This is a genomic window from Micromonospora sp. CNZ280 (assembly GCF_011759515.1).
In genome coordinates this window covers 160,329-181,327 of sequence record NZ_JAAOYP010000001.1, presented here as the reverse complement: position 1 = coordinate 181,327, position 20,999 = coordinate 160,329, and the positions used below count along the sequence as shown (strand labels likewise).

16 protein-coding genes and 1 pseudogene are annotated in these 20,999 nt (G+C 74.2%); 10 read left to right on the top strand and 7 right to left on the bottom strand.

Annotated elements, in window-relative coordinates; all coding sequences use genetic code 11:
- Entirely contained in the window at positions 1 to 1,053 is a 1,053-nt protein-coding gene (locus FHX32_RS00830; RefSeq protein WP_167178558.1) for an AAA family ATPase, read from the bottom strand.
- A 444-nt stretch (positions 1,054 to 1,497) separates the two neighbouring features.
- Here FHX32_RS00830 and leuS point away from each other — a divergent pair, with 444 nt between their 5' ends.
- Complete coding sequence (gene leuS / locus FHX32_RS00825; RefSeq protein WP_167178556.1) at positions 1,498 to 4,338, top strand: leucine--tRNA ligase; 2,841 nt, start codon at positions 1,498 to 1,500, stop codon at positions 4,336 to 4,338.
- 105 nt (positions 4,339 to 4,443) lie between these two features.
- Here leuS and FHX32_RS00820 read toward each other — a convergent pair whose 3' ends face one another.
- Together FHX32_RS00820 and FHX32_RS00815 are read right to left on the bottom strand one after the other, a co-directional pair.
- On the bottom strand, positions 4,444 to 5,298 hold the full coding sequence (locus tag FHX32_RS00820) for an ABC transporter permease subunit (protein ID WP_167178554.1): 855 nt from the start codon (positions 5,296 to 5,298) through the stop codon (positions 4,444 to 4,446).
- Complete coding sequence (locus tag FHX32_RS00815; protein WP_486480857.1) at positions 5,295 to 6,206, bottom strand: ABC transporter ATP-binding protein; 912 nt, start codon at positions 6,204 to 6,206, stop codon at positions 5,295 to 5,297. Before FHX32_RS00815 ends, FHX32_RS00820 begins: the two co-directional genes overlap by 4 nt.
- 132 nt (positions 6,207 to 6,338) lie before the next feature.
- Here FHX32_RS00815 and FHX32_RS00810 point away from each other — a divergent pair, with 132 nt between their 5' ends.
- Positions 6,339 to 7,556 carry a histidine kinase gene (locus FHX32_RS00810; RefSeq protein ID WP_167178550.1) on the top strand — a complete coding sequence of 406 codons (1,218 nt, stop codon included), beginning with the start codon at positions 6,339 to 6,341 and terminating at the stop codon, positions 7,554 to 7,556.
- A complete protein-coding gene (locus tag FHX32_RS00805) occupies positions 7,553 to 8,209 on the top strand; it encodes a response regulator transcription factor (RefSeq protein ID WP_167178548.1) in 657 nt (218 codons plus the stop codon). The genes FHX32_RS00810 and FHX32_RS00805 overlap by 4 nt, the downstream gene beginning before the upstream one ends.
- Before the next feature lie 62 nt (positions 8,210 to 8,271).
- Here FHX32_RS00805 and FHX32_RS00800 read toward each other — a convergent pair whose 3' ends face one another.
- The 4 genes from FHX32_RS00800 to FHX32_RS00785 are packed head-to-tail and all read right to left on the bottom strand — an operon-like array spanning position 8,272 to position 11,698.
- Positions 8,272 to 9,057 (bottom strand): phosphotransferase, encoded by a 786-nt coding sequence (locus FHX32_RS00800; protein WP_167178546.1) that lies wholly within the window; start codon positions 9,055 to 9,057, stop codon positions 8,272 to 8,274.
- A gap of 4 nt (positions 9,058 to 9,061) precedes the next feature.
- Positions 9,062 to 9,745, bottom strand: coding sequence for a VTT domain-containing protein (locus FHX32_RS00795; protein ID WP_167178544.1), 684 nt, complete (start codon positions 9,743 to 9,745; stop codon positions 9,062 to 9,064).
- On the bottom strand, positions 9,742 to 10,461 hold the full coding sequence (locus tag FHX32_RS00790; protein WP_167178542.1) for a type 1 glutamine amidotransferase family protein: 720 nt from the start codon (positions 10,459 to 10,461) through the stop codon (positions 9,742 to 9,744). Before FHX32_RS00790 ends, FHX32_RS00795 begins: the two co-directional genes overlap by 4 nt.
- Complete coding sequence (locus FHX32_RS00785) at positions 10,451 to 11,698, bottom strand: MurT ligase domain-containing protein (protein ID WP_167182028.1); 1,248 nt, start codon at positions 11,696 to 11,698, stop codon at positions 10,451 to 10,453. The genes FHX32_RS00790 and FHX32_RS00785 overlap by 11 nt, the downstream gene beginning before the upstream one ends.
- 356 nt (positions 11,699 to 12,054) lie before the next feature.
- Between FHX32_RS00785 and mraZ the strand changes: the two genes are divergently transcribed.
- The 7 genes and pseudogenes from mraZ (at position 12,055) to mraY (ending at position 20,810) form a co-directional block, all read left to right on the top strand.
- Complete coding sequence (mraZ, locus tag FHX32_RS00780) at positions 12,055 to 12,486, top strand: division/cell wall cluster transcriptional repressor MraZ (RefSeq protein WP_167178540.1); 432 nt, start codon at positions 12,055 to 12,057, stop codon at positions 12,484 to 12,486.
- A gap of 207 nt (positions 12,487 to 12,693) precedes the next feature.
- A pseudogene (rsmH, locus tag FHX32_RS00775) lies at positions 12,694 to 13,795 on the top strand (16S rRNA (cytosine(1402)-N(4))-methyltransferase RsmH); the annotation flags it as partial.
- Positions 13,791 to 14,396, top strand: coding sequence for a cell division protein FtsL (gene ftsL / locus FHX32_RS00770; protein ID WP_088992759.1), 606 nt, complete (start codon positions 13,791 to 13,793; stop codon positions 14,394 to 14,396). The pseudogene rsmH and the gene ftsL, both read left to right, overlap by 5 nt.
- Positions 14,397 to 14,400: 4 nt before the next feature.
- Positions 14,401 to 16,620, top strand: coding sequence for a peptidoglycan D,D-transpeptidase FtsI family protein (locus FHX32_RS00765; protein WP_167178538.1), 2,220 nt, complete (start codon positions 14,401 to 14,403; stop codon positions 16,618 to 16,620).
- A 52-nt stretch (positions 16,621 to 16,672) separates the two neighbouring features.
- Positions 16,673 to 18,232, top strand: coding sequence for a UDP-N-acetylmuramoyl-L-alanyl-D-glutamate--2,6-diaminopimelate ligase (locus tag FHX32_RS00760; RefSeq protein WP_167178536.1), 1,560 nt, complete (start codon positions 16,673 to 16,675; stop codon positions 18,230 to 18,232).
- Complete coding sequence (locus FHX32_RS00755) at positions 18,229 to 19,689, top strand: UDP-N-acetylmuramoyl-tripeptide--D-alanyl-D-alanine ligase (protein WP_167178534.1); 1,461 nt, start codon at positions 18,229 to 18,231, stop codon at positions 19,687 to 19,689. Before FHX32_RS00760 ends, FHX32_RS00755 begins: the two co-directional genes overlap by 4 nt.
- Positions 19,686 to 20,810 (top strand): phospho-N-acetylmuramoyl-pentapeptide-transferase, encoded by a 1,125-nt coding sequence (gene mraY / locus FHX32_RS00750; RefSeq protein WP_167178532.1) that lies wholly within the window; start codon positions 19,686 to 19,688, stop codon positions 20,808 to 20,810. The genes FHX32_RS00755 and mraY overlap by 4 nt, the downstream gene beginning before the upstream one ends.
- The last annotated feature ends 189 nt before the right edge of the window (positions 20,811 to 20,999 follow it).

Genomic DNA, 20,999 nt, shown 5'->3' with positions numbered 1-20,999 from the left:
TCACGGCCTCCGCGGCTCGTACGGCGGCCGGCCGTGGCCCTGGCCGGGCCGGGTGTCGTAGGGGGAGCGCTTGCGGTCGTGCGGCAGCGGCAGCCGGTGCACCAGCTCGGCGACGATGGCGTCGGTGGTGCGCCGGGCCAGCTGGGCGTCGGCGGTGGGGATGATCCGGTGCGCCAGCACCGGCACGGCGAGCACCTGGAGGTCGTCGGGGAGGACGTAGTCGCGCCCCTCCAGGGCGGCCACCGCGCGGGCGGTGCGCAGCAGCTGGAGAGTGGCCCGCGGTGAGGCGCCCAGCCGCAGGTCGGGGGCCTCACGGGTGGCGGTGACCAGGTCGATCGCGTACTGCTTGACGGCGTCGGCGACGTGCACCTGCCGGACGTGCCCGATCAGCCGGCGCACGGTGTTGGCGTCGGAGACCGGCCGCAGCTCGGTGAGCGGGTCGGTGGCGCCGTGCCCGTCCAGCATCGCCAGCTCGGCGCCCGGGTCGGGGTAGCCCATCGCGATCCGGGCGGTGAACCGGTCGCGCTGCGCCTCGGGCAGCGGGTAGGTCCCCTCCATCTCGATCGGGTTCTGGGTGGCGATGACCATGAACGGCGTCTGCAGCTGGTAGGTGACGCCGTCGACGGTGACCTGCCGCTCCTCCATGCACTCCAGCAGCGCCGACTGGGTCTTCGGCGAGGCGCGGTTGATCTCGTCGCCGACCACCAGGTTGGCGAAGACGGCGCCGGGGCGGAACTCGAAGTCGTGCGTCTCCTGGTTGTAGACGCTGACCCCGGTCACGTCGCTGGGCAGCAGGTCGGGGGTGAACTGGATGCGGCGCACCGAGCAGTCGATGGACCGGGCCATCGCCTTGGCCAGCTTCGTCTTGCCGACGCCGGGAACGTCCTCGATGAGCAGGTGGCCCTCGGCCAACAGGACCGCCAGGGCGAGCCGCACGGTGGCGGTCTTGCCCTCGATGACCTGCTCGATGTTCGAGACGATGGCTTCGCTGGCGGCGCGGAACTCGTCGTGCGGCAGCAGACCGCCCACCTCGTCCCAGGTCTGTTGTGTCACGGGCCTCCTCCTCGTCGCCGATCACGGCAGCTCTGTATAGAGCACCTGGACCCGCCGTTGGGTTCGCGACGCCGAGCCTCGTCTGCCGCAGAAATCTCACTGGCCTCTCAGGCTAACCATGTTTGTCGTGATCGCCGACCCCCGCAGGTGGACCGCCGGTTACGCCCTGAATATTCGCCGGGTCGGGGGACGAGCCACCGCACCGCCGTCCCGACCCGTGGTAGCGGGCGCCGCCCGACTCCGGCCGGGGGGTACACTGCCGTCATGGCCGGAGTCTTCCTGCTTCTTACCGAGCCGTGCTGATGCGCTGAACGCGCGACAGCACGGCGGCCCCTCATGCGTGAGGGGCTTTTTTGTGCCCGTCGCCGGCCGGCCCGGCGTTCCGGGCCGCCGCACCCACCAGACAGCACGAGACCACCGCGCCGAACGACGCGAGGAGACGCCATGAGTGAGGCAGCCGCACCGGCCAGCGACATCCCCCCGTTCCGGTACACCGCGGCCCTGGCCGACGAGATCGAACACCGCTGGCAGGACTTCTGGGAGCGGGAGGGCACCTTCCACGCCCCGAACCCGACCGGCCCGCTGGCCGACCCCGACCACCCCCGGTCGGGCGCCGAGAAGCTGTACGTGCTGGACATGTTCCCGTACCCGTCCGGGGCCGGCCTGCACGTCGGGCACCCGCTGGGCTACATCGGCACCGACTGCTTCGCCCGCTACCAGCGGATGGCCGGACGCAACGTGCTGCACGCGATGGGCTTCGACGCCTTCGGCCTGCCCGCCGAGCAGTACGCGGTGCAGACCGGCACCCACCCGCGGACCACCACCGAGGCGAACGTCCAGCGGTACAAGTCGCAGCTGCGCCGGCTGGGGCTGGCGCACGACGAGCGCCGCTCGGTGGCCACCATCGACACCGACTTCTACCGCTGGACCCAGTGGATCTTCCTGCAGATCTTCAACTCCTGGTACGACCCGCAGGCCCGCAAGGCCCGGCCGATCGCCGAGCTGATCGCCGAGTTCGAGGGGGGCACCCGGCCCACCCCGGACGGCCGGCCGTGGGCCGAGCTGACCGTGGCCGAGCGCCGGCGGATCGTCGACGACCACCGGCTGGCGTACGTCTCGGAGGCCCCGGTGAACTGGTGCCCGGGGCTGGGCACCGTGCTGGCCAACGAGGAGGTCACCGCCGACGGCCGCTCGGAGCGGGGCAACTTCCCGGTCTTCAAGCGGAACCTGAAGCAGTGGATGATGCGGATCACCGCGTACGGGGACCGGCTGCTGGACGACCTGGACACGCTGGACTGGCCCGAGGCGATCAAGCTGATGCAGCGCAACTGGATCGGCCGCTCCCAGGGCGCGCACATCGACTTCCCGACCACCGTCGAGCCGATCCGGGTGTTCACGACCCGGCCGGACACCGTCTTCGGCGCCACCTACATGGTGCTGGCGCCGGAGCACGAGCTGGTCGACGCGCTGGTGCCGACGGCCTGGCCGGAGGGGACCAAGGACGCCTGGACCGGCGGGCACGCCAACCCGCGGGCGGCCGTCGAGGCGTACCGGAAGGCGGCGGCGGCCAAGACCGACGTCGAGCGGCAGGCCGAGACGAAGGAGAAGACCGGCGTCTTCGTCGGGGCGTACGCCACCAACCCGGTCAACGACGCGCAGATCCCGATCTTCATCGCCGACTACGTACTGGCCGGCTACGGCACCGGCGCGATCATGGCGGTGCCCGCCCAGGACGAGCGGGACTGGGAGTTCGCCGAGGTCTTCGAGCTGCCGATCGTGCGTACCGTGCAGCCGGCGGAGGGCTTCACGGGCAAGGCGTACACCGGTGACGGGCCGGCGATCAACAGCGCCGCCCCCGACCGCGGCCTGGACCTGAACGGCCTGGGGGTGGCCGACGCCAAGGCCCGGATCATCGAGTGGCTGGAGGCCGCCGGCCACGGCCAGGGCGCGGTGACCTACCGGCTGCGCGACTGGCTGTTCAGCCGGCAGCGCTACTGGGGCGAGCCGTTCCCGATCGTGTACGACTCCACCGGCGCCGCCATCGCGCTGCCCGAGGAGATGCTGCCGGTCGAGCTGCCCGAAGTGGACGACTTCTCGCCGAAGACGTTCGACCCGGAGGACGCCGACTCGAACCCGGAGACGCCGCTGTCGCGCCGCCGCGACTGGGTGGAGGTGGAGCTGGACCTGGGGGACGGCCCGAAGCGGTACACCCGGGAGACCAACGTGATGCCGCAGTGGGCCGGCTCCTGCTGGTACGAGCTGCGCTACCTGGACCCGACCAACGCCGACCGGTTCGTCGACGCGGAGAACGAGCGGTACTGGATGGGCCCGCGCTCGGCCGGCGACTGCGGTGGCACCGACCTGTACGTGGGCGGCGCCGAGCACGCCGTGCTGCACCTGCTGTACGCCCGGTTCTGGCACAAGGTGCTGTACGACCTGGGCCACGTCACGTCGTTCGAGCCGTTCCGCAAGCTGTTCAACCAGGGCTACATCCAGGCGTACGCGTACACCGACGCGCGCGGCGCGTACGTGCCGGCGGAGGAGGTCGTCGAGCGGGACGGCGGCTTCTACCTGGGCGACACCCAGGTCAACCGCGAGTACGGCAAGATGGGCAAGTCGCTGAAGAACGTCGTCACGCCGGACGAGATGTGCGCGGCGTACGGCGCGGACACCTTCCGGGTCTACGAGATGTCGATGGGCCCGCTGGAGGTGTCCCGGCCGTGGGAGACCCGGGCGGTGGTCGGCTCGTACCGGTTCCTGCAGCGGGTCTGGCGGGCAATCGTCGACGAGCAGACCGGTGAGTCGCGGGTCACCGACGACCCGGCCGACGAGGCGACCCGGCGGCTGCTGCACAGGGTGATCGACGGGGTCCGCGGCGACATGGAGGCGATCCGGTTCAACACCGCGATCGCCAAGCTGATCGAGCTGACCAACGGGCTGACCCGGCTGTCGGCCACCCCGCGCGAGGTGGCCGAGCCGCTGGTGCTGATGCTGGCGCCGTTCGCCCCGCACATCGCCGAGGAGCTGTGGCGGCGGCTGGGGCACGACACCTCGCTGACCTACGTGGACTTCCCGGTGGCCGACCCGGCGCTGCTGGTGGCCGAGACGGTGACCTACCCGGTGCAGGTCAACGGCAAGGTCCGCGGTCGCGTCGAGGTGCCCGCCGACGCGCCGGAGGAGACCGTCCGCGCGGCGGCCCTGGAGGCGGTCGCGTCGTCGCTGGCCGGCAAGGAACCCCGCAAGGTCATCGTGGTGTCCGGCCGGATGGTCTCCGTCGTCGCCTGACCCCACCCCCTGGCTACGGGCTCGTAGTTTCACGGAAAGAGTGGCTATTCCGCGCGGAATAGCCACTCTTTCTCTGTAGGAGCGGGCGCAGTGGGGGTGGGGTGGTCAGGGGTCGCGGCGGTGGATGGCGGTCACGGCGACCAGCGTCGAGGCCAGTGACCAGCCGGCGAACGCGAGCCAGGAGCCGGTGACGGTGGCCGGGAACCGGTCCGGGTACAGGACGTCCGGGTGCACCTCGATCAGCCGCTGCCAGGCGGGGACGGGCAGCACGTGCCGGAGTTCGGCGATCCACCGGTGCTTGTCGCTGTCCACCACCAGCGGCAGCAGCACGAGCACCGCGGTGGCCGCCACGACGGTCCCGGCGGCGTGCCGGATCACCGCGCCCAGCCCCATCCCGAGCAGCGCGCAGACCGGTACCAGCAGGGCGCTGCCCAGGACCGCCCGGGCCACCCCGGGATCGCCGATCGACCAGCCGGCGTCCCGCCCGGACAGGATCGCCTGGGACACCCAGAACGAGGTCGCCGCGGTGACCAGGCCGAGCACGAGCATCACGGCGGTCAGCACGGCGGCCTTCGCGGCCACCACCGAGCGGCGCGCGGGAACGGCGGCGAACGTGGCCCGGATCAGCCCGCTCTGGTACTCGCCGACGAGGGTCAGCGCGCCGACGCTGGTGGTGGCGAGCATCAGCAGCAGGTAACCGGCCTCGGGAAAGGCGTCCCGCGCCGGCCCGTACAGGTGGAACATCTCCCGCGTCCCGTCCGGGTACCTCGGCCAGTTCCGGTAGTCGGCGAGGCTGGCGTGCACGCTCACCCCGACGACGAAGAGGAACACCAACGGCAGCGTCCACCGGGTCGAGCGGAGCGACCACAGCTTGATCCACTCGGCGGCGAGCAGGTCGCGGAACCGGGCTGGCGCGTCGGTCACCGGTGCGCGGGTGGGTGCGGGCGTCACGGTGGTCATCGGGTCGTCCCTCCGGTGTACTCGACGCTGTCGGCGGTGAGTTCCATGAACGCCTCCTCCAGCGAGGCCGTCCGGGTGGTCAGCTCGTGCAGCGGGATCCGGTGGGCGAGCGCCAGGTCGCCGATCCGCTCGGCGGTCAGGCCGGTCACCCGGAGCCCTCCGGCGTCGTCCGGGCGCGCGGTGCCGCCCTCGGCCGCCAGCACCGCGGCCAGCGCCGCCGCCTCGGGCGTACGGACGGCGACGCTGGTCCGGGTGCCGCGGGCGGCGAACTCGGCGAGGCTCTGCTCGGCGATCAACCGGCCCCGGCCGATCACCACGAGCCGGTCGACGCAGTTCTCCATCTCGCTCATCAGGTGGCTGGAGACGAACACCGTCCGCCCCTCGCCGGCCAGCCGCCGGAACAGGTCGCGCACCCAGCGGACCCCCTCCGGGTCGAGCCCGTTGAACGGCTCGTCGAAGAGCAGCACCGGCGGGTCGCCGAGCAGCGCGGCGGCGATGCCGAGCCGCTGCCGCATGCCCAGGGAGAACCCGCCGATCCGGCGCCGGGCCACCCCGGCCAGCCCCACCTCCCGCAGCACCTCGTCGACCCGGGCCCGGCCGATGCCGTTGCCGCGGGCCAGCGCGGTCAGGTGGGCGGCCGCCGACCGCCCGCCGTGCACGTCGCCCGCGTCCAGCAGCGCGCCGGCGTGCCGCAGCCCGCGCGGCCGGCCGGCGAACCGGACGCCGGCCACGGTGACGGTGCCGCTGGTCGGCCGGGTGAGACCGAGGACCATCCGCAGCGTGGTGGACTTGCCGGCCCCGTTCGGGCCGAGGAACCCGGTGACGTGGCCGGGTCGAACGGTGATTGTCAGGTCGTCGACGGCCGTGGTCCGGCCGTACCTCTTGGTCAGGGCGTGGAGTTCGATCACCTCACCCACGCTGCCGGGCCGGGGCCGCGCCGGCGTCGCGCCGGCGGCCACATCCGGCGGCCCCGCACCCGCCCCGGGGCGTACGCCCGTGGGCCGATGCCCGGCCCCGGGCCCGGTGGCTACCGTGTCCGGATGGACGCCACCCTGCCGCCGCCGCACCGCGCCCTCTCGCTGGCGGGCGCGGTGCTGCCCTGGGTCGGCGTCGCGCTGCTGCCCGTGGCCCTGCTCCTCGCCGCGCCCCTGGCGTCCAGTCCGTTCGGGATCGGCTTCGGCGACTGGTGGCTTGCCGAGCGCTACCTGGTGCCGCTGCTCGTCCTGGGCCTACCCGCCGGCCTGCTGCGCCGCCGCCCGCTGCTCGCCCTGGGGCTGATGCTCGTCGCGGCGTGCGTGGTCACCGTGACGGTCAACGTCCCGGAGAACGGCTACCTGCGCGACATCTGGTACGCCCAGTTCCTCGGCGTCGACCTGGTGGTCGGGCTGGTCGCGGCGCACCGGTCCCGGCGGGTCTCGGCGCCGGCCGCGCTCTTCGTGCTCGCGGTGCAGGTCGCGGCCAGCTTCGTGAACCCGGCCGAGGACCCGCTGAGCCGGGCCACCCTCTCCGTGCTGGCGGTGGTCGCCGCGTGGACGGTCGGCGACTCGGTGCGGGCCCGGCGCCGGCACGCCGAGGCGCTCCGGGAACACGCCGCCGCCGAGGCGCTCACCGCCGAACGGCTGCGGATCGCCCGGGAGCTGCACGACATGGTGGCGCACAGCATCGGGGTGATCGCCATCCAGGCCGGCATGGGCGCGCGGGTGATCGACAGCCAGCCGGCGCAGGCCCGGGCCGCGCTCGCCACCATCGAGGCCACCAGCCGGGAGACCCTGGCCGGCCTGCGCCGTACGCTCGGCGCGCTGCGCCGCCCGCAGGGGGAGCCGGCGGCGCTGGACCCGACGCCCGGACTTGCCGACCTGGACCGGCTGGTCGCCGCGGCGGCGGACGCCGGGGTCCGGGTGCGGCTGCACCGGCGGGGGCAGGCCGTCCCGCTCCCCGCCGACCTGGACCTGGCCGCGTACCGGATCGTGCAGGAGGCGCTCACCAACGTGGTCCGGCACGCCGGCACCGCCGAGTGCCGGGTCACCGTGACGCACGGCCCGGACGAACTGACCGTGACGGTGGTCGACGACGGCCGGGGCGGGCCGGTCGGCGGCGAGGGGCACGGCATCGTCGGCATGCGGGAGCGGGTCGCACTGCTGGACGGCCGGTTCCACGCCGGCCCGCGCCCCGAGGGCGGCTTCCGGGTCGAGGCCCGGCTGCCGGTGCCGCCGCCCGCCGCCGCCCAGCCGACGCAGGGCACGGAGGCGGTCCGGTGACCGTCCGGGTCCTGCTCGCCGACGACCAGCCCCTGGTCCGCGCCGGCCTGCGGGTGCTCATCGCCGAGGCGACGGACCTGTCCGTGGTCGGCGAGGCCGGCACCGGCGCCGAGGCGGTCCGGCTGGCCCGTGACCTGGCACCCGACGTGGTGCTGATGGACCTGCGGATGCCCGGCACGGACGGCATCCAGGCCACCCGCACGATCACCGCCCACGGCGGCCCGACCCGGGTGCTGGTGCTCACCACCTTCGACGACGACGAGCACGTGCACGCCGCGTTGCGCGCCGGCGCGAGCGGGTTCCTGGTCAAGGACATGGCGGTGGACGACATCCTGGCCGCGATCAGGGTGGTGGCCGCCGGCGACGCGCTGATCGCACCGGCCGTCACCCGCCGGCTGATCGCCGAGTTCGCCCGCCGGCCGGAACGGCTCACCCCCAGCCGGAGCCTGGACGGCGTCACCGAGCGGGAGCGGGAGGTGCTCACCCTGGTCGGCCGGGGGCTGTCCAACGCGGAGATCGCCGCCGAGCTGGTGATCAGCGTGGCCACCGCCAAGGCGCACGTGGCCCGTCTCTTCGCCAAGCTCGGCGCCCGGGACCGGGTGCACCTGGTCATCGCCGCCTACGAGGCCGGCCTGGTCGCCCCCGCCGGCTGACCCGCGCCGGTCGCGGCGGGTGCGCCGTCGGCCACCGGCGCCCGGTCGGTGGGCGTGGGGGATCAGTCGCCCAGCGCGGCCAGCACCTCCCGGCGGTGCCGGAGCAGCCAGTCGTGCCAGCCGCGGACCAGCCGGACGACTCCGGCGACCCGCAGCCGGACCATGCCGGGCTCGTCCCGGTCGGCGCCGGCGTCGATCCCCCGCCAGGTGCCCTCGACCTGGTCGAGCAGCACGCCGACCAGCTCGGCCCCGGGCAGCGGCGGGCCGTCCGCGCCGACGTAGGCGGCGCGGAGCAGGCCCGCCCGGCGACCCAGCTCGGCCGGGTCGGCACCGTCGCCGAGGTCCGCCCAGTGCCAGGCGGCGAAGGCCACGTCCTCGATCCGGCGGCCCGGCCCGGCCCGGTCCCAGTCGAGGAAGGCGACCGGCAGCAACCCCTGCGCGGTGTGTCGGTAGACGGTGTTCTTCGGGGAGAGGTCACCGTGGCAGACCGTCTCGGCCCCGCCGGCCAGCGGGCTGCCGGCGCACGCGTCGTGCAGCCGCCGGATCAGGACGGCCAGCCGGACCAGCGCCGGATCGGCGAAGTACCCCGGATCCTCCCGGTCCCGCCAGGGCACCCGGCCGTCGAGGTGGCTGAGCACCTGCCGGCCGTGCTCGTCGGTGCCGAGGTGGCGGGGCGCGAGGTCCGCGCCGACCCGCTCCAGGTGCCGCAGCAGCGCCGCGACGAAGTCGGCGTTCTCCGGGGGCGTACGCCGAACGGTGTCGCCGACCCGGACCACCTCGGCGATGAAGCCGCCCGGTAGCCGTTCCTCGCCGGCCGGGTCGGTGCCCGCCGCGCTCGCTGGCGGCACGGGGTCAGCTCAGACCCGGGCGGCGCTGCCGCTCGGCGCGCCACCAGCCGCGGATCAGCACCACGCTGGCGACCAGGCCGAGCGCGGCGGGGGTGGCGGCGAACCAGTTGACGTCGCCGGGAGAGGCGACCGCCGCGCCCACGGCGGCGTAGCCGAAGGCGGTCGGGGCGGAGGCGAGCACGCTGCCGGCGAGGAACGGCAGCACCCGGGCGCCGGTGGTGCCGTAGCCGTAGCTGACCAGCCCGAACCCGGCGATCGGCAGCAGCCGGACAGTGACCACCCCGAGCACGCTCTGCCGGGCGAACCAGTGATCCAGCCGGGCCAGCCGGCCGCGGACCCGCTCGGCGACGAACTCCCGGCCGAGCAGCCGGCCGACGGCGAAGCCGAGCGCCGCGGCCAGCAGCGCGGCGCACAGGGCGTACCCGGCGCCCTCGAGGGGGCCGAAGATCGCCCCGGCGGCGAGCGTGATGAAGGTCCGCGGCACGAGCGCCACCAGCAGCAGCGCCCCGCCGAGGATCGCCGCGACCGGGGCCGCCGTGCCGAGCCGGTCGGCCAGCCGCGGCAGCTCGGCGACCTCCGGGCGGGGCGCCACCAGCAGCAGCGCCCCGAACCCGGCGAGCAGGAGCAGCAGCAGGAGAAACCGGACGGCCGACGGCTGCCCCCGCAGCCGCCGGACAGCGCGGATCATGCCCGGGCGGCGGCCACCGCGGCGCGGCGCTCGGACCGGAGCCGGTCGGACCAGGTGTCGTCCAGCGGCGGCAGCTGGTGCACGCCGGCGGCCCAGCGCAGCAGCAGGTCGGCCAGGGCGGGGTTGCGGGCCAGCGCCGGACCGTGCGAGTAGGTGCCGAGCAGCTTGCCCCGCCAGGCGCCCTCGGTGGCGCCGTCGTTGCCGATGCCGGCGGTCACCCGGGCCAGCGGGGCGACCTCCGGACCGAGGTGGGTGCGCCCGCCGTGGTTCTCGAACCCGCTCAGCGGGGGCAGGCCGAGCCGGGGGTCGATGTCGCCGGCCAGTTCGCCGACGGCCCGGGTCGGGCCCCGGTCGGAGGAGAGGTCGAGCAGCTCCAGGCCGCGGTACTGGGTGCCCTTGGCAAAGAACGAGGTGCCGAGCAGTTGGTAGCCGGCGCAGACACCGAACACCACCGCCCCCTGGGCGACCGCCCGGTGCAGGCCGCCGTCGGCGGTCAGCCGCTGCGCGCCGAGCGCCTGCGGGCCGTCCTCGCCGCCGCCGATGAGGTAGATGTCGGCGGTGGTGGGCAGCCGCTCGTCGGAGCGGACCTCCAGCACCTCGACCGGCATCCGGCGCTGGCGGGCGCGGTGGGCCAGGATCAGCGCGTTGCCCCGGTCGCCGTAGGTGGAGAGCAGGTCGGGGTAGACCCAGACGATGCGCAGGCTCTCAGTTGACACGGTCCAACTCCGCTCGGATGTCCTGGAACGCGGTGTAGTTCGCGATGACCTCCAGCCGCCCCGGTGGCGCCGTCCGGACGGCCTCGTCGAACGTCCGCACGTGCTGGAAGGGCACCTGGTTGACGTCCAGCCGCACGGCCAGGTCGTACGCCCGGTCGCCGGTGATCAGCACCTGCCGGCCACGCAGCGGGGAGAAGTCGACGTCGAACAGCCATGAGGTGTCCAGCCCGTCGGGGTCGCGAGCGTTGATCGACAGCAGTGTCGGCGCCTCGTCGGCCATGTCGAACGCCTCCAGCCAGCTGGCCGGGTTCTTGGCCAGCAGCAGCCGGATGTTGCGCCCGTCCCGCTCCACCTGCGCGTAGCGGCCGGCGACCGAGGCGACCGTGCCCAGCTGGAGCACCGCGTCGACCGGGCGGACGCCGAACTCGGCGGCGACGGCCAGCGCGGTGGCCGCGTTGCCGATGTTGACCTTGCCGGGCAACTGGAGCTTGACCTTGTGCCAGGCGCCGGTCGGGTCGACCACGCCGTCGTCCTCAACCGTCCACTGCGGTTCCGGCCGGCGCAGCGGGCAGCCGCTGCACCACCACTGCTCGCCCGAGCGCTGGATGGTCGAGCCGCACTCGGGGCAGACCCAGGAGTCGTCGTGCCACCGCTGCCCGGCGCTGAACCAGGTGACCTGCGGCGGCTTGATCCGGTGGTCGTGGTTGGGCGGCGGGGACGCGGCCCACACCACCATCGGGTCGTCGGCGTTGGCGACCACCCGCACGTCGGGGTGCTTGACCAGGGCGGCCCGCCAGAGCTGCGCCATCATGGCGACCTCCTTGGCCCGGTCGAGCTGGTCGCGGGAGAGGTTCAGCAGCGCCACCACGTGCGGCTCGGTGGCCTCCAGCACCTGCGCGAGGTAGTGCTCGTCCACCTCCAGCACCGCGTACGGGGTGCTGCCGGCCTTGGCCAGCGCGGAGGTGTGCCCGGTGGGCATGTTGGCGCCGAAGGAGTTGGTGGCGACCCGGCCCAGCACGCCGACCGCCGCGGCGGCGAGCCGGGTGGTGGTGGTCTTGCCGTTGGTGCCGGAGATGAGCGCGATGGCGCGCCCGGCCGAGAGGTGCGCGAGCAGGTCGGGGTCGATCTTCAGGCCGATCCAGCCGCCGATCACCGAGCCGTCGCCCCGGCCAGCGGCCCGCGACAGCGCCGCGGCCGTCCGGGACACGGAGCTGGCCACCTTCGCCCGCAGGGGCATCTTCGCGTCCGTCACGCGAGCGAGGTTACCGGACCGGCGCCCCCGCCAGATCGCCGCCGAGGGCGAACCGTTCGGCCGGGGTGACCCGGCGGGTGGGACGGATCGCGCTCAGCCGGATGGAGTCGATCTATGTCGGAAAGCGGACGCGGCCGGTGAGCCCCTTTCCCCCTCCACTCCGCTCCACCCCTTCTGACGTGCGGTTTTGCCTGCGGGTCGGGCGCGCCACGCGGGCGTTTCTGGTTGCAGGTGGAGGGAAGTGGAGTAGAGTGGGGCCCAATGGTGAGGCCGGGAGGGCCCACCGGCCCGGGGGGTCAGCGGCGCCGCGAACGCCGCTCAAGGGCGAGGGGGTTGGGCCGATGTTCCTCGGCACCCACACCCCACGCCTGGACGACAAAGGCCGGTTGATCCTTCCGGCGAAGTTCCGGGATGAGCTGGCGGGGGGTGTCGTGATCACCAAAGGGCAGGAGCGCTGCCTCTACGTCTTCCCGATGCCCGAGTTCCAGCGGATCGCGGAGCAGTTGCGCGCGCAGCCGATGACCAGCAAGGCGGCCCGGGCCTACAGCCGGGTCTTCTTCGCCAGCGCCCACGACGAGGTGCCCGACAAGCAGGGCCGGGTGACCATCCCGGCCCACCTGCGGGAGTACGCCGCGCTCGACCGGGACCTGGTGGTGATCGGCGCGAGCACCCGGGTGGAGATCTGGGACAAGGCCGCCTGGGAGAGCTACCTCGCCGAGAGCGAAGACGACTTCGCCGACATCGAGGAGGGGGTGCTGCCCGGCGGACTGTAGGGCGTGACGGCGCCCGACGTACTGCGAGATCTCCAGCCGCTTTCGAGTTCCTGGCACCCCTTCCCCGGTGCCAGGCGCACGATCCAGTGGGAGGGCCGCGGCCTCCGGCGGGCGGGAGCGGATGGGGATCTGGCGGTACGACGGCACGGCGTCGTCCGACGACAGGACGCGGACGGAAGAACCGGTAACCAACCAGTGGGGGTCGACATGGGGGAGCTACGCGGCACGCACGTGCCGGTGCTGCTCGAGCGGTGTCTCGAGTTGCTCGCCCCCGCGCTGGGCCGGGGCGGACGGACGGTCCACGTCGACGCGACGCTGGGTCTGGCCGGCCACGCCGAGGCGGTGCTGCAGGCGCATCCGGAGACGGTGCTGATCGGCCTGGACCGGGACACCGAGGCGCTCGCCCACGCGCGCGTCCGGCTGGCCCGGTTCGCCGACCGGGTCCACCTGGAACACGCCGTCTACGACGAGCTGCCCGAGGTGCTCGACCGGCTGGGCTACCCGGGCATCGACGGGATCCTGTTCGACCTGGGGGTCTCGTCGCTGCAGCTCGACGCGCCCGACCGCGGGTTCGCGTACGCGCAGGACGCGCCGCTGGACATGCGGATGGACCAGACCCGGGGGGTGACCGCCGAGGAGGTGGTCAACACCTACTCCCACCCGGACCTGGCCCGGGTGCTGCGGGTCTACGGCGAGGAGAAGTTCGCCGGCCGGATCGCCTCGGCGATCATCCGCGAGCGGGAGCGGGCGCCGATCACCTCGTCGGCTCGGCTGGCGGAGCTGGTCAGGGAGTCCATTCCGGCACCAGCCCGACGAACCGGTGGACACCCGGCAAAGAGAACGTTTCAGGCTTTGCGGATCGAGGTAAACAGGGAACTGGCGGCGCTGGAGACGGCGCTGCCGGCCGCGCTCGACCGGCTCAACGTGGGCGGCCGCATGGTGGTCCTGTCCTACCACTCGCTGGAGGACCGGCTCACCAAGGCGGCGCTCGCCGAGCGGGTGCGCAGCAAGGGCCCGATCGACCTCCCGGTCGAACTCCCCGGGTCCGGTCCGACGTTCCGGCTGCTCAGCCGGGGCGCCGAACTGCCGGGGGAGGTGGAGGTCGCCGCGAACCCGCGCGCCGCTTCGGTGCGGTTGCGGGCCGCGGAGCGGATCGACCCGAACGCCGAGCAGCAGGGGCGGACCGACCGCGAACGGTCCCGCCGCCGCGTCAAGGCGATGCACCAACCGGGAACGGGATCGACCGCGGGAACCGTGGTGGGCCCCGGGGGACGGGACAGGGACGGACGTAGAGGGGGAGGGACATGAGCATAGACAAGCGCGACCGCCGGGACGTGACCGGCGGCGGGCAGCGCGCACCGCGGTCGGGGGGCCGGACCGCGGCGGAGCGGGCCACGCGCGTCGGCACCGGCGCTCCGGGCACGGAGCGGGTGAGCCGGCTGGGGGAGACTCGCGCCCGGGGGGCGCGCGAGTTCCCGACCCAGGGCAGCGCCGCGCTCCGGCCGGCGGAGCGGGCCACCGCCACGGCGGCCCGGCCGCCGCGGCTGCGGGTGGCGCCGCCGCCGCCGGTGCGGGTGCCGCGGGCGCCGTTCGCGGCGCTGATCGTGGTGCTGGTGGTCGGCGGGGTGCTCGGCATCCTGCTGGTCAACACGAAGATCAACGAGAACGCCTTCCGGCTGGAGCGGCTGCAGCAGCAGCAGGCCCAGCTCGACCTGGAGCAGCAGCAGCTGAAGAAGCAGATCGCCGACGCGGAGGCGCCGGGCAATCTGGAGGCCGCGGCCAAGGGGCTCGGCCTGGTCGAGGCCGGCGAGCCGGCGTACATCCGGCTGCCGGACGGCCAGCTGATCGGCGTGCCGCAGCCGGCCGACGGCGAGCCGTCGATCACCAGCCAGCAGGGCTCGGGGGGCTAGGACGGTGCCCCCGAGATCGGACGAACCGCGCCGGGACGCCACGGGCTCCCGGCGCGGCTCGTCGCGTGGCAACGGTGGCCGGGGCACCGACCGTACGGCCGAGCCGGGCGTCGGCGGCATCTCCGACGCCCGGGCGTACACCCCCCGGGGGCGCACCATCCGGGAAGGGGCTGCCCGGGCCGACCGGGAGGAGCGGGCCGGCCGGCCGGAGCAGCGCCGCACCCCGCGCAGCACCCGCTCCGGCGACCCGTTCCGGCCCGCTCTGCAGGTGCTCGACGGCGGCCGGACCGGGGCCACCCGGGCCGGCCGGCGGGACGCGGCCGGCGGCCGGTCGGGTGTCGTCCGCACCGTCACGCCGCGCGCCCCGCGCGTACCCAGGGACGACGAGCCGCCTTCGGCGCCCCGCCGGCGCACCACGCCGCGTACCCCGCGCCGGCCGGACCGGGCGGCCGCCCGGCGGCCGGCGCGCAAGCCGCGCCGCCCGCCGAAGCTGGCCGACCCGGGCCGCCGGCTGCGGCTGGGCACCGTGCTGACCCTGGCGCTCTTCGCCACCATCGGCATCCGGCTGGTCTACCTCCAGGCGGTGGAGACCCCGGCGTACGCGGGCGGCGGCGTCGCCGACCGGACCCGGACGGTCACCCTGCCCGCGCCGCGGGGCGCGATCTACGACCGGGACGGCGCCGAGTTGGCGCACAGCGTCGAGGCGCGGTACGTCTACGCCGACCCGACCCAGATCAAGGACCCGCAGGCCACCGCGAAGGCGCTCTCGCCGCTGCTCGGCATCCCCGCCTCCGAGCTGGCCGGGCGGATGGCCCCGCGCAAGCGCCCGGACGGGGTCTGGTCGCAGTTCGAGTACCTGGCCCGCGGGGTGGAGATCGAGAAGGCCCGGCAGATCATGGAGCTCAAGCTGCCCGGCATCAACACCCACCGCGACGAGCGGCGCGAGGTGCCCGGCGGCGACCTGGCGGCCAACCTGATCGGCTTCACCAGCCAGGACATGAACGGGCTGGAGGGGCTGGAAGCCCGCTACGACGACCTGCTGCACGGCGAGGACGGCAAGCGGGTCTACGAGGTCGGGCGGGACGACCTGGCCGCCCCGATCCCGGGCGGCTACAGCCGCACCACCCCGCCCCAGCCGGGCAGTTCGCTCTGCCTCACCATCGACCGTGACCTGCAGTTCAAGGTGCAGCGGATCCTCAGCGAGGCGATGGCGCAGAGCAAGGGCAGCACCGGCGCCGCGGTGGTGATCGAGGTGGCCACCGGGGAGGTGCTGGCCCAGGCCAGCCACCCGACCTACAACGCCGCGAAGCCCCTGCCGAGCGACCCGGCCGACCGGGAGGACGCGGCCACCAGCTTCGTGGTGGACCCGGGCTCGGTGCACAAGGCGATCACCTTCGGCGCGGCGTTGCAGGAGGGGGTGATCACCCCCGACACCACGCTGCCGATCGCTAACAGCATCAAGATGGGCGACACCTGGTTCTCCGACACCCACCCGGCCAACGGGCGGCGGATGAGCCTGCCCGGGATGATGGCGTACTCGTCGAACGTCGGCACCATCGAGATCGCCGACAAGCTCGGCCGGGACCGGCTCATCGACTACCAGCGCCGGTTCGGGCTCGGCCAGGCCACCGGGGTGGGCATGCCCGGCGAGGCGAGCGGCCGGCTGCTGCCCGCCGACGAGTGGAGCGGCTCGTCGTACGGGTCGGTGCCGATCGGGCACAGCGTGGACGCCACCCCGCTGCAGATGGCCGCCGCGTACGCGGCGATCGCCAACAACGGCACCTACGTCCAGCCGCATCTGATCAAGGAGGTGATCGGGCCGGACGGCAAGCGCACGCCGGGCAAGGCGCCGGTCACCCGGTCGGTGCTCAGCCCGGAGAACGCGGCCGCGCTGCGCACCATCCTGGAGGCGGTGACCACCGTCGACGGGGCCACCGGCACCGCGGCGGCGATCCCCGGTTACCGGGTCGCCGGCAAGACCGGCACCGGCGGGCGGCTGGTCAACGGGGAGAAGCAGCCCGGCGAGGTGGCCTCGTTCATCGGGATGGCCCCGGCCGAGCAGCCCCGGTACGTGATCGCGGTGTTCGCGCACACCCCGTCGGGCGGGGGCGGGGACATCGCCGCCCCGGCGTTCCGGGAGATGATGCAGTTCACCCTGCACCACTACCGGGTGCCGCCGTCCGCCGCCGGCAAGGCCCCGAAGTTCGTGGTCTATCCCCGCTGACCAGGCATGTCGGGACATCATCGGTGAGTGCGGACGAACCACCGGGGCGGCTGTGCGGCCGGAACCGGACGACCGGGTAGGGTCTGACGCCGTGCCCGGCAATCCTCGCCCCCGTACCGTGATCGGCACCCGGCTCGGCGATCTCGCCGCCCGGCTGGCCGTGGAGCCTCCGGCCGACGCCGCCGACCCGGTGGTGACCGGCATCACGCACGCCAGCCAGGAGGTCCGCCCCGGCGACCTGTACGCGGCGCTGCCCGGCGCCCGCCGGCACGGCGCCGAGTTCACCGCCGGCGCGGCGGCGGCCGGCGCGGTGGCCGTGCTGACCGACCCGGCGGGCGTGCCCGCGGCGGCCGAGGCCGGCCTGCCCGCGCTGGTGGTGCCCGACCCGCGGGCCGTGCTCGGCGCGCTGGCCTCCGCGGTCTACGGCGACCCTACCGAGGCGCTGACCGTGATCGGGGTGACCGGTACCGCCGGCAAGACCTCCACCGCCTACCTGGTCGAGTCCGGGCTGCGCGCCGCCGGCCACACCACCGGCCTGATCGGCACCGTGGAGACCCGCCTCGGCGACCTGCGGATCGACAGCGTGCGCACCACCCCGGAGGCCACCGACCTGCACGCCATGCTGGCCGCCGCCCGCGAGCGCGGGGTCACCGCGGTGGTGATGGAGGTGTCCAGCCACGCGCTGGCCATGGGCCGGGTCGGCGGGGTCCGGTTCACCGTCGGCGGCTACACCAACTTCGGCTCCGACCACCTGGACTTCCACGCCGACGCGGCGGACTACTTCGCGGCGAAGGCGCAGCTCTTCGACGGCCGGTGCACGGTGGAGGTGCTCAACCACGACGACCCGGCGCTGCGGCCGCTGTTCAAGCCGGCCACGGTGAGCTACTCGGCGGCCGGCGACACCGCCGCGACCTGGTGGGCCGACGGCATCGGCGGCGAGGGGTACGCGCAGCACTTCACCGCGCACGGCCCGGACGGCCTGGCGCTGCCGACCGGCGTGGCGCTGCCCGGCCGGCACAACGTCGCCAACGCCCTGCTGGCCATCGCCACGCTGGTCGCCGCCGGGGTGGACCCGGCCACCGCGGCCGCCGGGGTGGCCGCCTGCGGCGGGGTCCCCGGCCGGCTGGAACTGGTGGCCGACGGCCCGGTACGCGGGGTGGTCGACTACGCGCACAAGGCGGACGCGATCGTGGCCGCGCTGGCCGCCCTGCGGGAGCTCAGCGCGGGCCGGCTGATCTGCGTGATCGGCGCCGGCGGTGACCGGGACCGGGGCAAGCGGCCGGTGATGGGCGCCGCCGCGGCGGAGGGAGCCGACGTGGTGCTGGTGACCGACGACAACCCGCGCACCGAGGACCCGGCGGCGATCCGCGCCGAGGTGCTCGCCGGCGCCCGGGGGGCCGGCACGGCGGCCCGGATCGAGGAGGTCGGCGACCGCCGGGCGGCCATCGACGCGGCGGTCGCGCTGGCCGAGCCGGGCGACGTGGTCGCGGTGCTCGGCAAGGGCCACGAACGCGGGCAGGAGGTCGGTGGCGAGGTGCTCCCGTTCGACGACCGGACCGAGCTGGCCGACGCGCTGCGCGCCCGGTTCGGCGACCTGGCGGGTCACCGGTGATCCCGCTCAGCCTGGCCGAGGTCGCCTCGGCGGTGGACGGCCGGCTGGTGGCCGCCGACCCCGACGTACGGGTCACCGGTCCGGTCGAGTTCGACTCGCGCAAGGTGTCCGCCGGCGCGCTCTTCGTCGCCTTCCCCGGCGAGAAGGTGGACGGGCACGACTACGCCGCGGCGGCGGTCGAGGCCGGTGCGGTGGCGGTGCTCGGCACCCGGGAGGTGCCGGGCGTGCCGATGGTGCTGGTCGGTGACGCGCTCACCGCGATGGGCCGGCTGGCCCGCGCGGTGGTGGACCGGCTGCCCGGGCTCACCGTGGTCGGGTTGACCGGTTCGTCCGGCAAGACCACCACCAAGGACCTGATCGCCCAGCTCGCCGCGCGGCTCGGCCCGACGGTCGCCCCGCCCGGCTCGTTCAACAACGAGCTGGGGCACCCGTACACGGCGTTGCAGGCCGGGCCGGACACCCGCTACCTGGTGATGGAGAAGGGCGCCCGCGGGGTGGGGCACGTGCGCTACCTGTGCGACGTGGTGCCGCCGCGGATCTCCGTGGTGCTCAACGTCGGCGTGGCGCACATCGGCGAGTTCGGCTCCCGGGAGACCATCGCGCTGGCCAAGGGGGAGTTGGTCGAGGCGCTGCCGGCGGACGGGCTGGCGGTGCTCAACGCCGACGACCCGCTGGTGGACGCGATGGCGACGCGCACCGTCGCCCGGGTGGTCCGGTACGGCGAGGCGGCGCACGCGGACGTCCGGGCCGTCGACGTGACGCTGGACGAGCGCGGCCGGCCGGCGTACACCCTGGTGACCCCGGAGGGGGACGCCCCCGTGCGGCTCGGGCTGACCGGGCGGCACCAGGTTTCGAACACCCTCGCCGCCGCGGCGGTGGCCCGCGAGCTGGGCATGCCGCTGACCGAGCTGGCCATCGCGCTGGGCGAGCTGGGGATGGTCTCCACCCGCCGGATGGACGTCTTCGAGCGGCCCGACGGGGTGACCGTGATCGACGACTCGTACAACGCCAACCCCGCCTCGATGGCCGTCGCGCTGCGTGCGCTGGCCGGCATCGGACGGGACCGGCGTACCCTCGCGGTGCTCGGCTACATGGCCGAGCTGGGCCCGTTCGAACACGACGGGCACGCCGAGGTGGGCCGGCTCGCGGCCGAACTGGGCGTGGACCGGCTGCTCGTGGTGGGCGAGCCGGCCGCGCCGATCCACGAGGGCGCGACATCGGTAAGTGACTGGGGAGGAGAGTCGGTGCTGCTCACCGATCAGGCGGCGGCCGTCGAGGTGCTGCGGGGCGAGCTACGGCCGGGCGACGTCGTCCTGGTGAAGGGCTCCCGGTACCGCACCTGGGAGGTGGCCGACGCGCTGCGCGCGGACGCCGGGGACGCGACCGGGGAGAGCGCCGGGAGCGCGAGGAGTGAGCTTGCGAGCCCCGCAGTCGCGACCGAGGGTGGCACCGCATGAGGGCGGTGATCGTCGCCGTCGGGGTCGCCTTCCTGATCTCGCTCTTCTGCACCCCGATCGCGATCAAGGTGTTCACCCGGCTCAAGGCCGGCCAGCCGATCCGGGCCGAGGGCCCGGCCATGCACCAGGGCAAGAAGGGCACGCCGACGATGGGCGGCGTGGTCTTCATCCTGGCCACGGTCATCGCGTACGTCGCCGGGCACCTCGCCCTGACCACCCTGCCGGACCAGCAGATCGCCCAGGTCGAGCCGACCATCACCGCGCTGGTGCTGCTGGGGCTGATGGTCTTCTCCGGGGCGGTCGGGTTCATCGACGACTTCCTGAAGGTCCGCAAGCGGCACAGCGGCGGCTTGAACAAGCGCGGCAAGCTGCTCGGCCAGATCCTGGTCGGCGCGGTCTTCGGGGTGGTGGCGCTCTACTTCCCGAGCACCATGACCGACGCCTCCGGCGCGGTGACCAACACCGAGACCGTCGGCAGCACCACGCTGAGCTTCATCCGGGACATCCCGGCGTTGGACGTCAGCAAGGTCGGCGCGGTGGTCATCTTCATCTTCGTGGTGATGGCCGCGACCAACGGGGTGAACCTCACCGACGGCCTCGACGGCCTGGCCACCGGCGCCTCGGTGATGGTCCTCGCGGCGTACGCGCTGATCGCGTTCTGGCAGTACCGGCACTGGTGCGCCGACCCGAACTACACCCAGGACTACTGCTACACCGTCCGCGACCCGCTGGAGATCGCGCTGATCGCCGGCGCCGCCGCCGGGGCCTGTGTGGGCTTCCTGTGGTGGAACACCTCACCGGCGCGGATCTTCATGGGGGACACCGGCGCGCTCGGGCTCGGCGGGCTGATCGCCGGCATGGCGATGTCCACCCGCACGATCCTGCTGCTGCCGATCATCGGCGGCCTCTTCGTCATCATCACGATGTCGGTGGTCATCCAGATCATCTCGTTCCGGACCACCGGCAAGCGGGTGTTCCGGATGTCGCCGTTGCAGCACCACTTCGAGCTCGCCGGCTGGAGCGAGGTCAACATCGTGGTGCGGTTCTGGATCATTGCCGGGATCGGCGTGGCCATCGCGCTCGGCCTCTTCTACAGCGAGTTCCTCGCCGCCGTCACCTGATCCCTCCCGCATCCCGTCCCCGTCGATCTTGCAGTTCCGGCCCCTGGAACGCCCCTTTCATGGCCCTTGCCGCGGCGCGAAGTGCAAGATCGGCGGGTCGGGCGAGGGGAGCGGATTCGACACGCCGAGGGGGCGGTTGCGCGGGTGGCCGGCCCCGGAAACCGCGATGATGTCGGGGTGGGGGAGGCG

Bases quoted from the DNA above. Each gene is read 5' to 3' on its own strand.
- mraY (WP_167178532.1), top strand. From the start codon at position 19,686: ATGAGGGCGGTGATCGTCGCCGTCGGGGTCGCCTTCCTGATCTCGCTC.
- FHX32_RS00810 (WP_167178550.1), top strand. From the start codon at position 6,339: ATGGACGCCACCCTGCCGCCGCCGCACCGCGCCCTCTCGCTGGCGGGC.
- mraZ (WP_167178540.1), top strand. From the start codon at position 12,055: ATGTTCCTCGGCACCCACACCCCACGCCTGGACGACAAAGGCCGGTTG.
- FHX32_RS00820 (WP_167178554.1), bottom strand. From the start codon at position 5,298: ATGACCACCGTGACGCCCGCACCCACCCGCGCACCGGTGACCGACGCG.
- leuS (WP_167178556.1), top strand. From the start codon at position 1,498: ATGAGTGAGGCAGCCGCACCGGCCAGCGACATCCCCCCGTTCCGGTAC.
- FHX32_RS00795 (WP_167178544.1), bottom strand. From the start codon at position 9,745: ATGATCCGCGCTGTCCGGCGGCTGCGGGGGCAGCCGTCGGCCGTCCGG.
- ftsL (WP_088992759.1), top strand. From the start codon at position 13,791: ATGAGCATAGACAAGCGCGACCGCCGGGACGTGACCGGCGGCGGGCAG.
- FHX32_RS00785 (WP_167182028.1), bottom strand. From the start codon at position 11,698: ATGCCCCTGCGGGCGAAGGTGGCCAGCTCCGTGTCCCGGACGGCCGCG.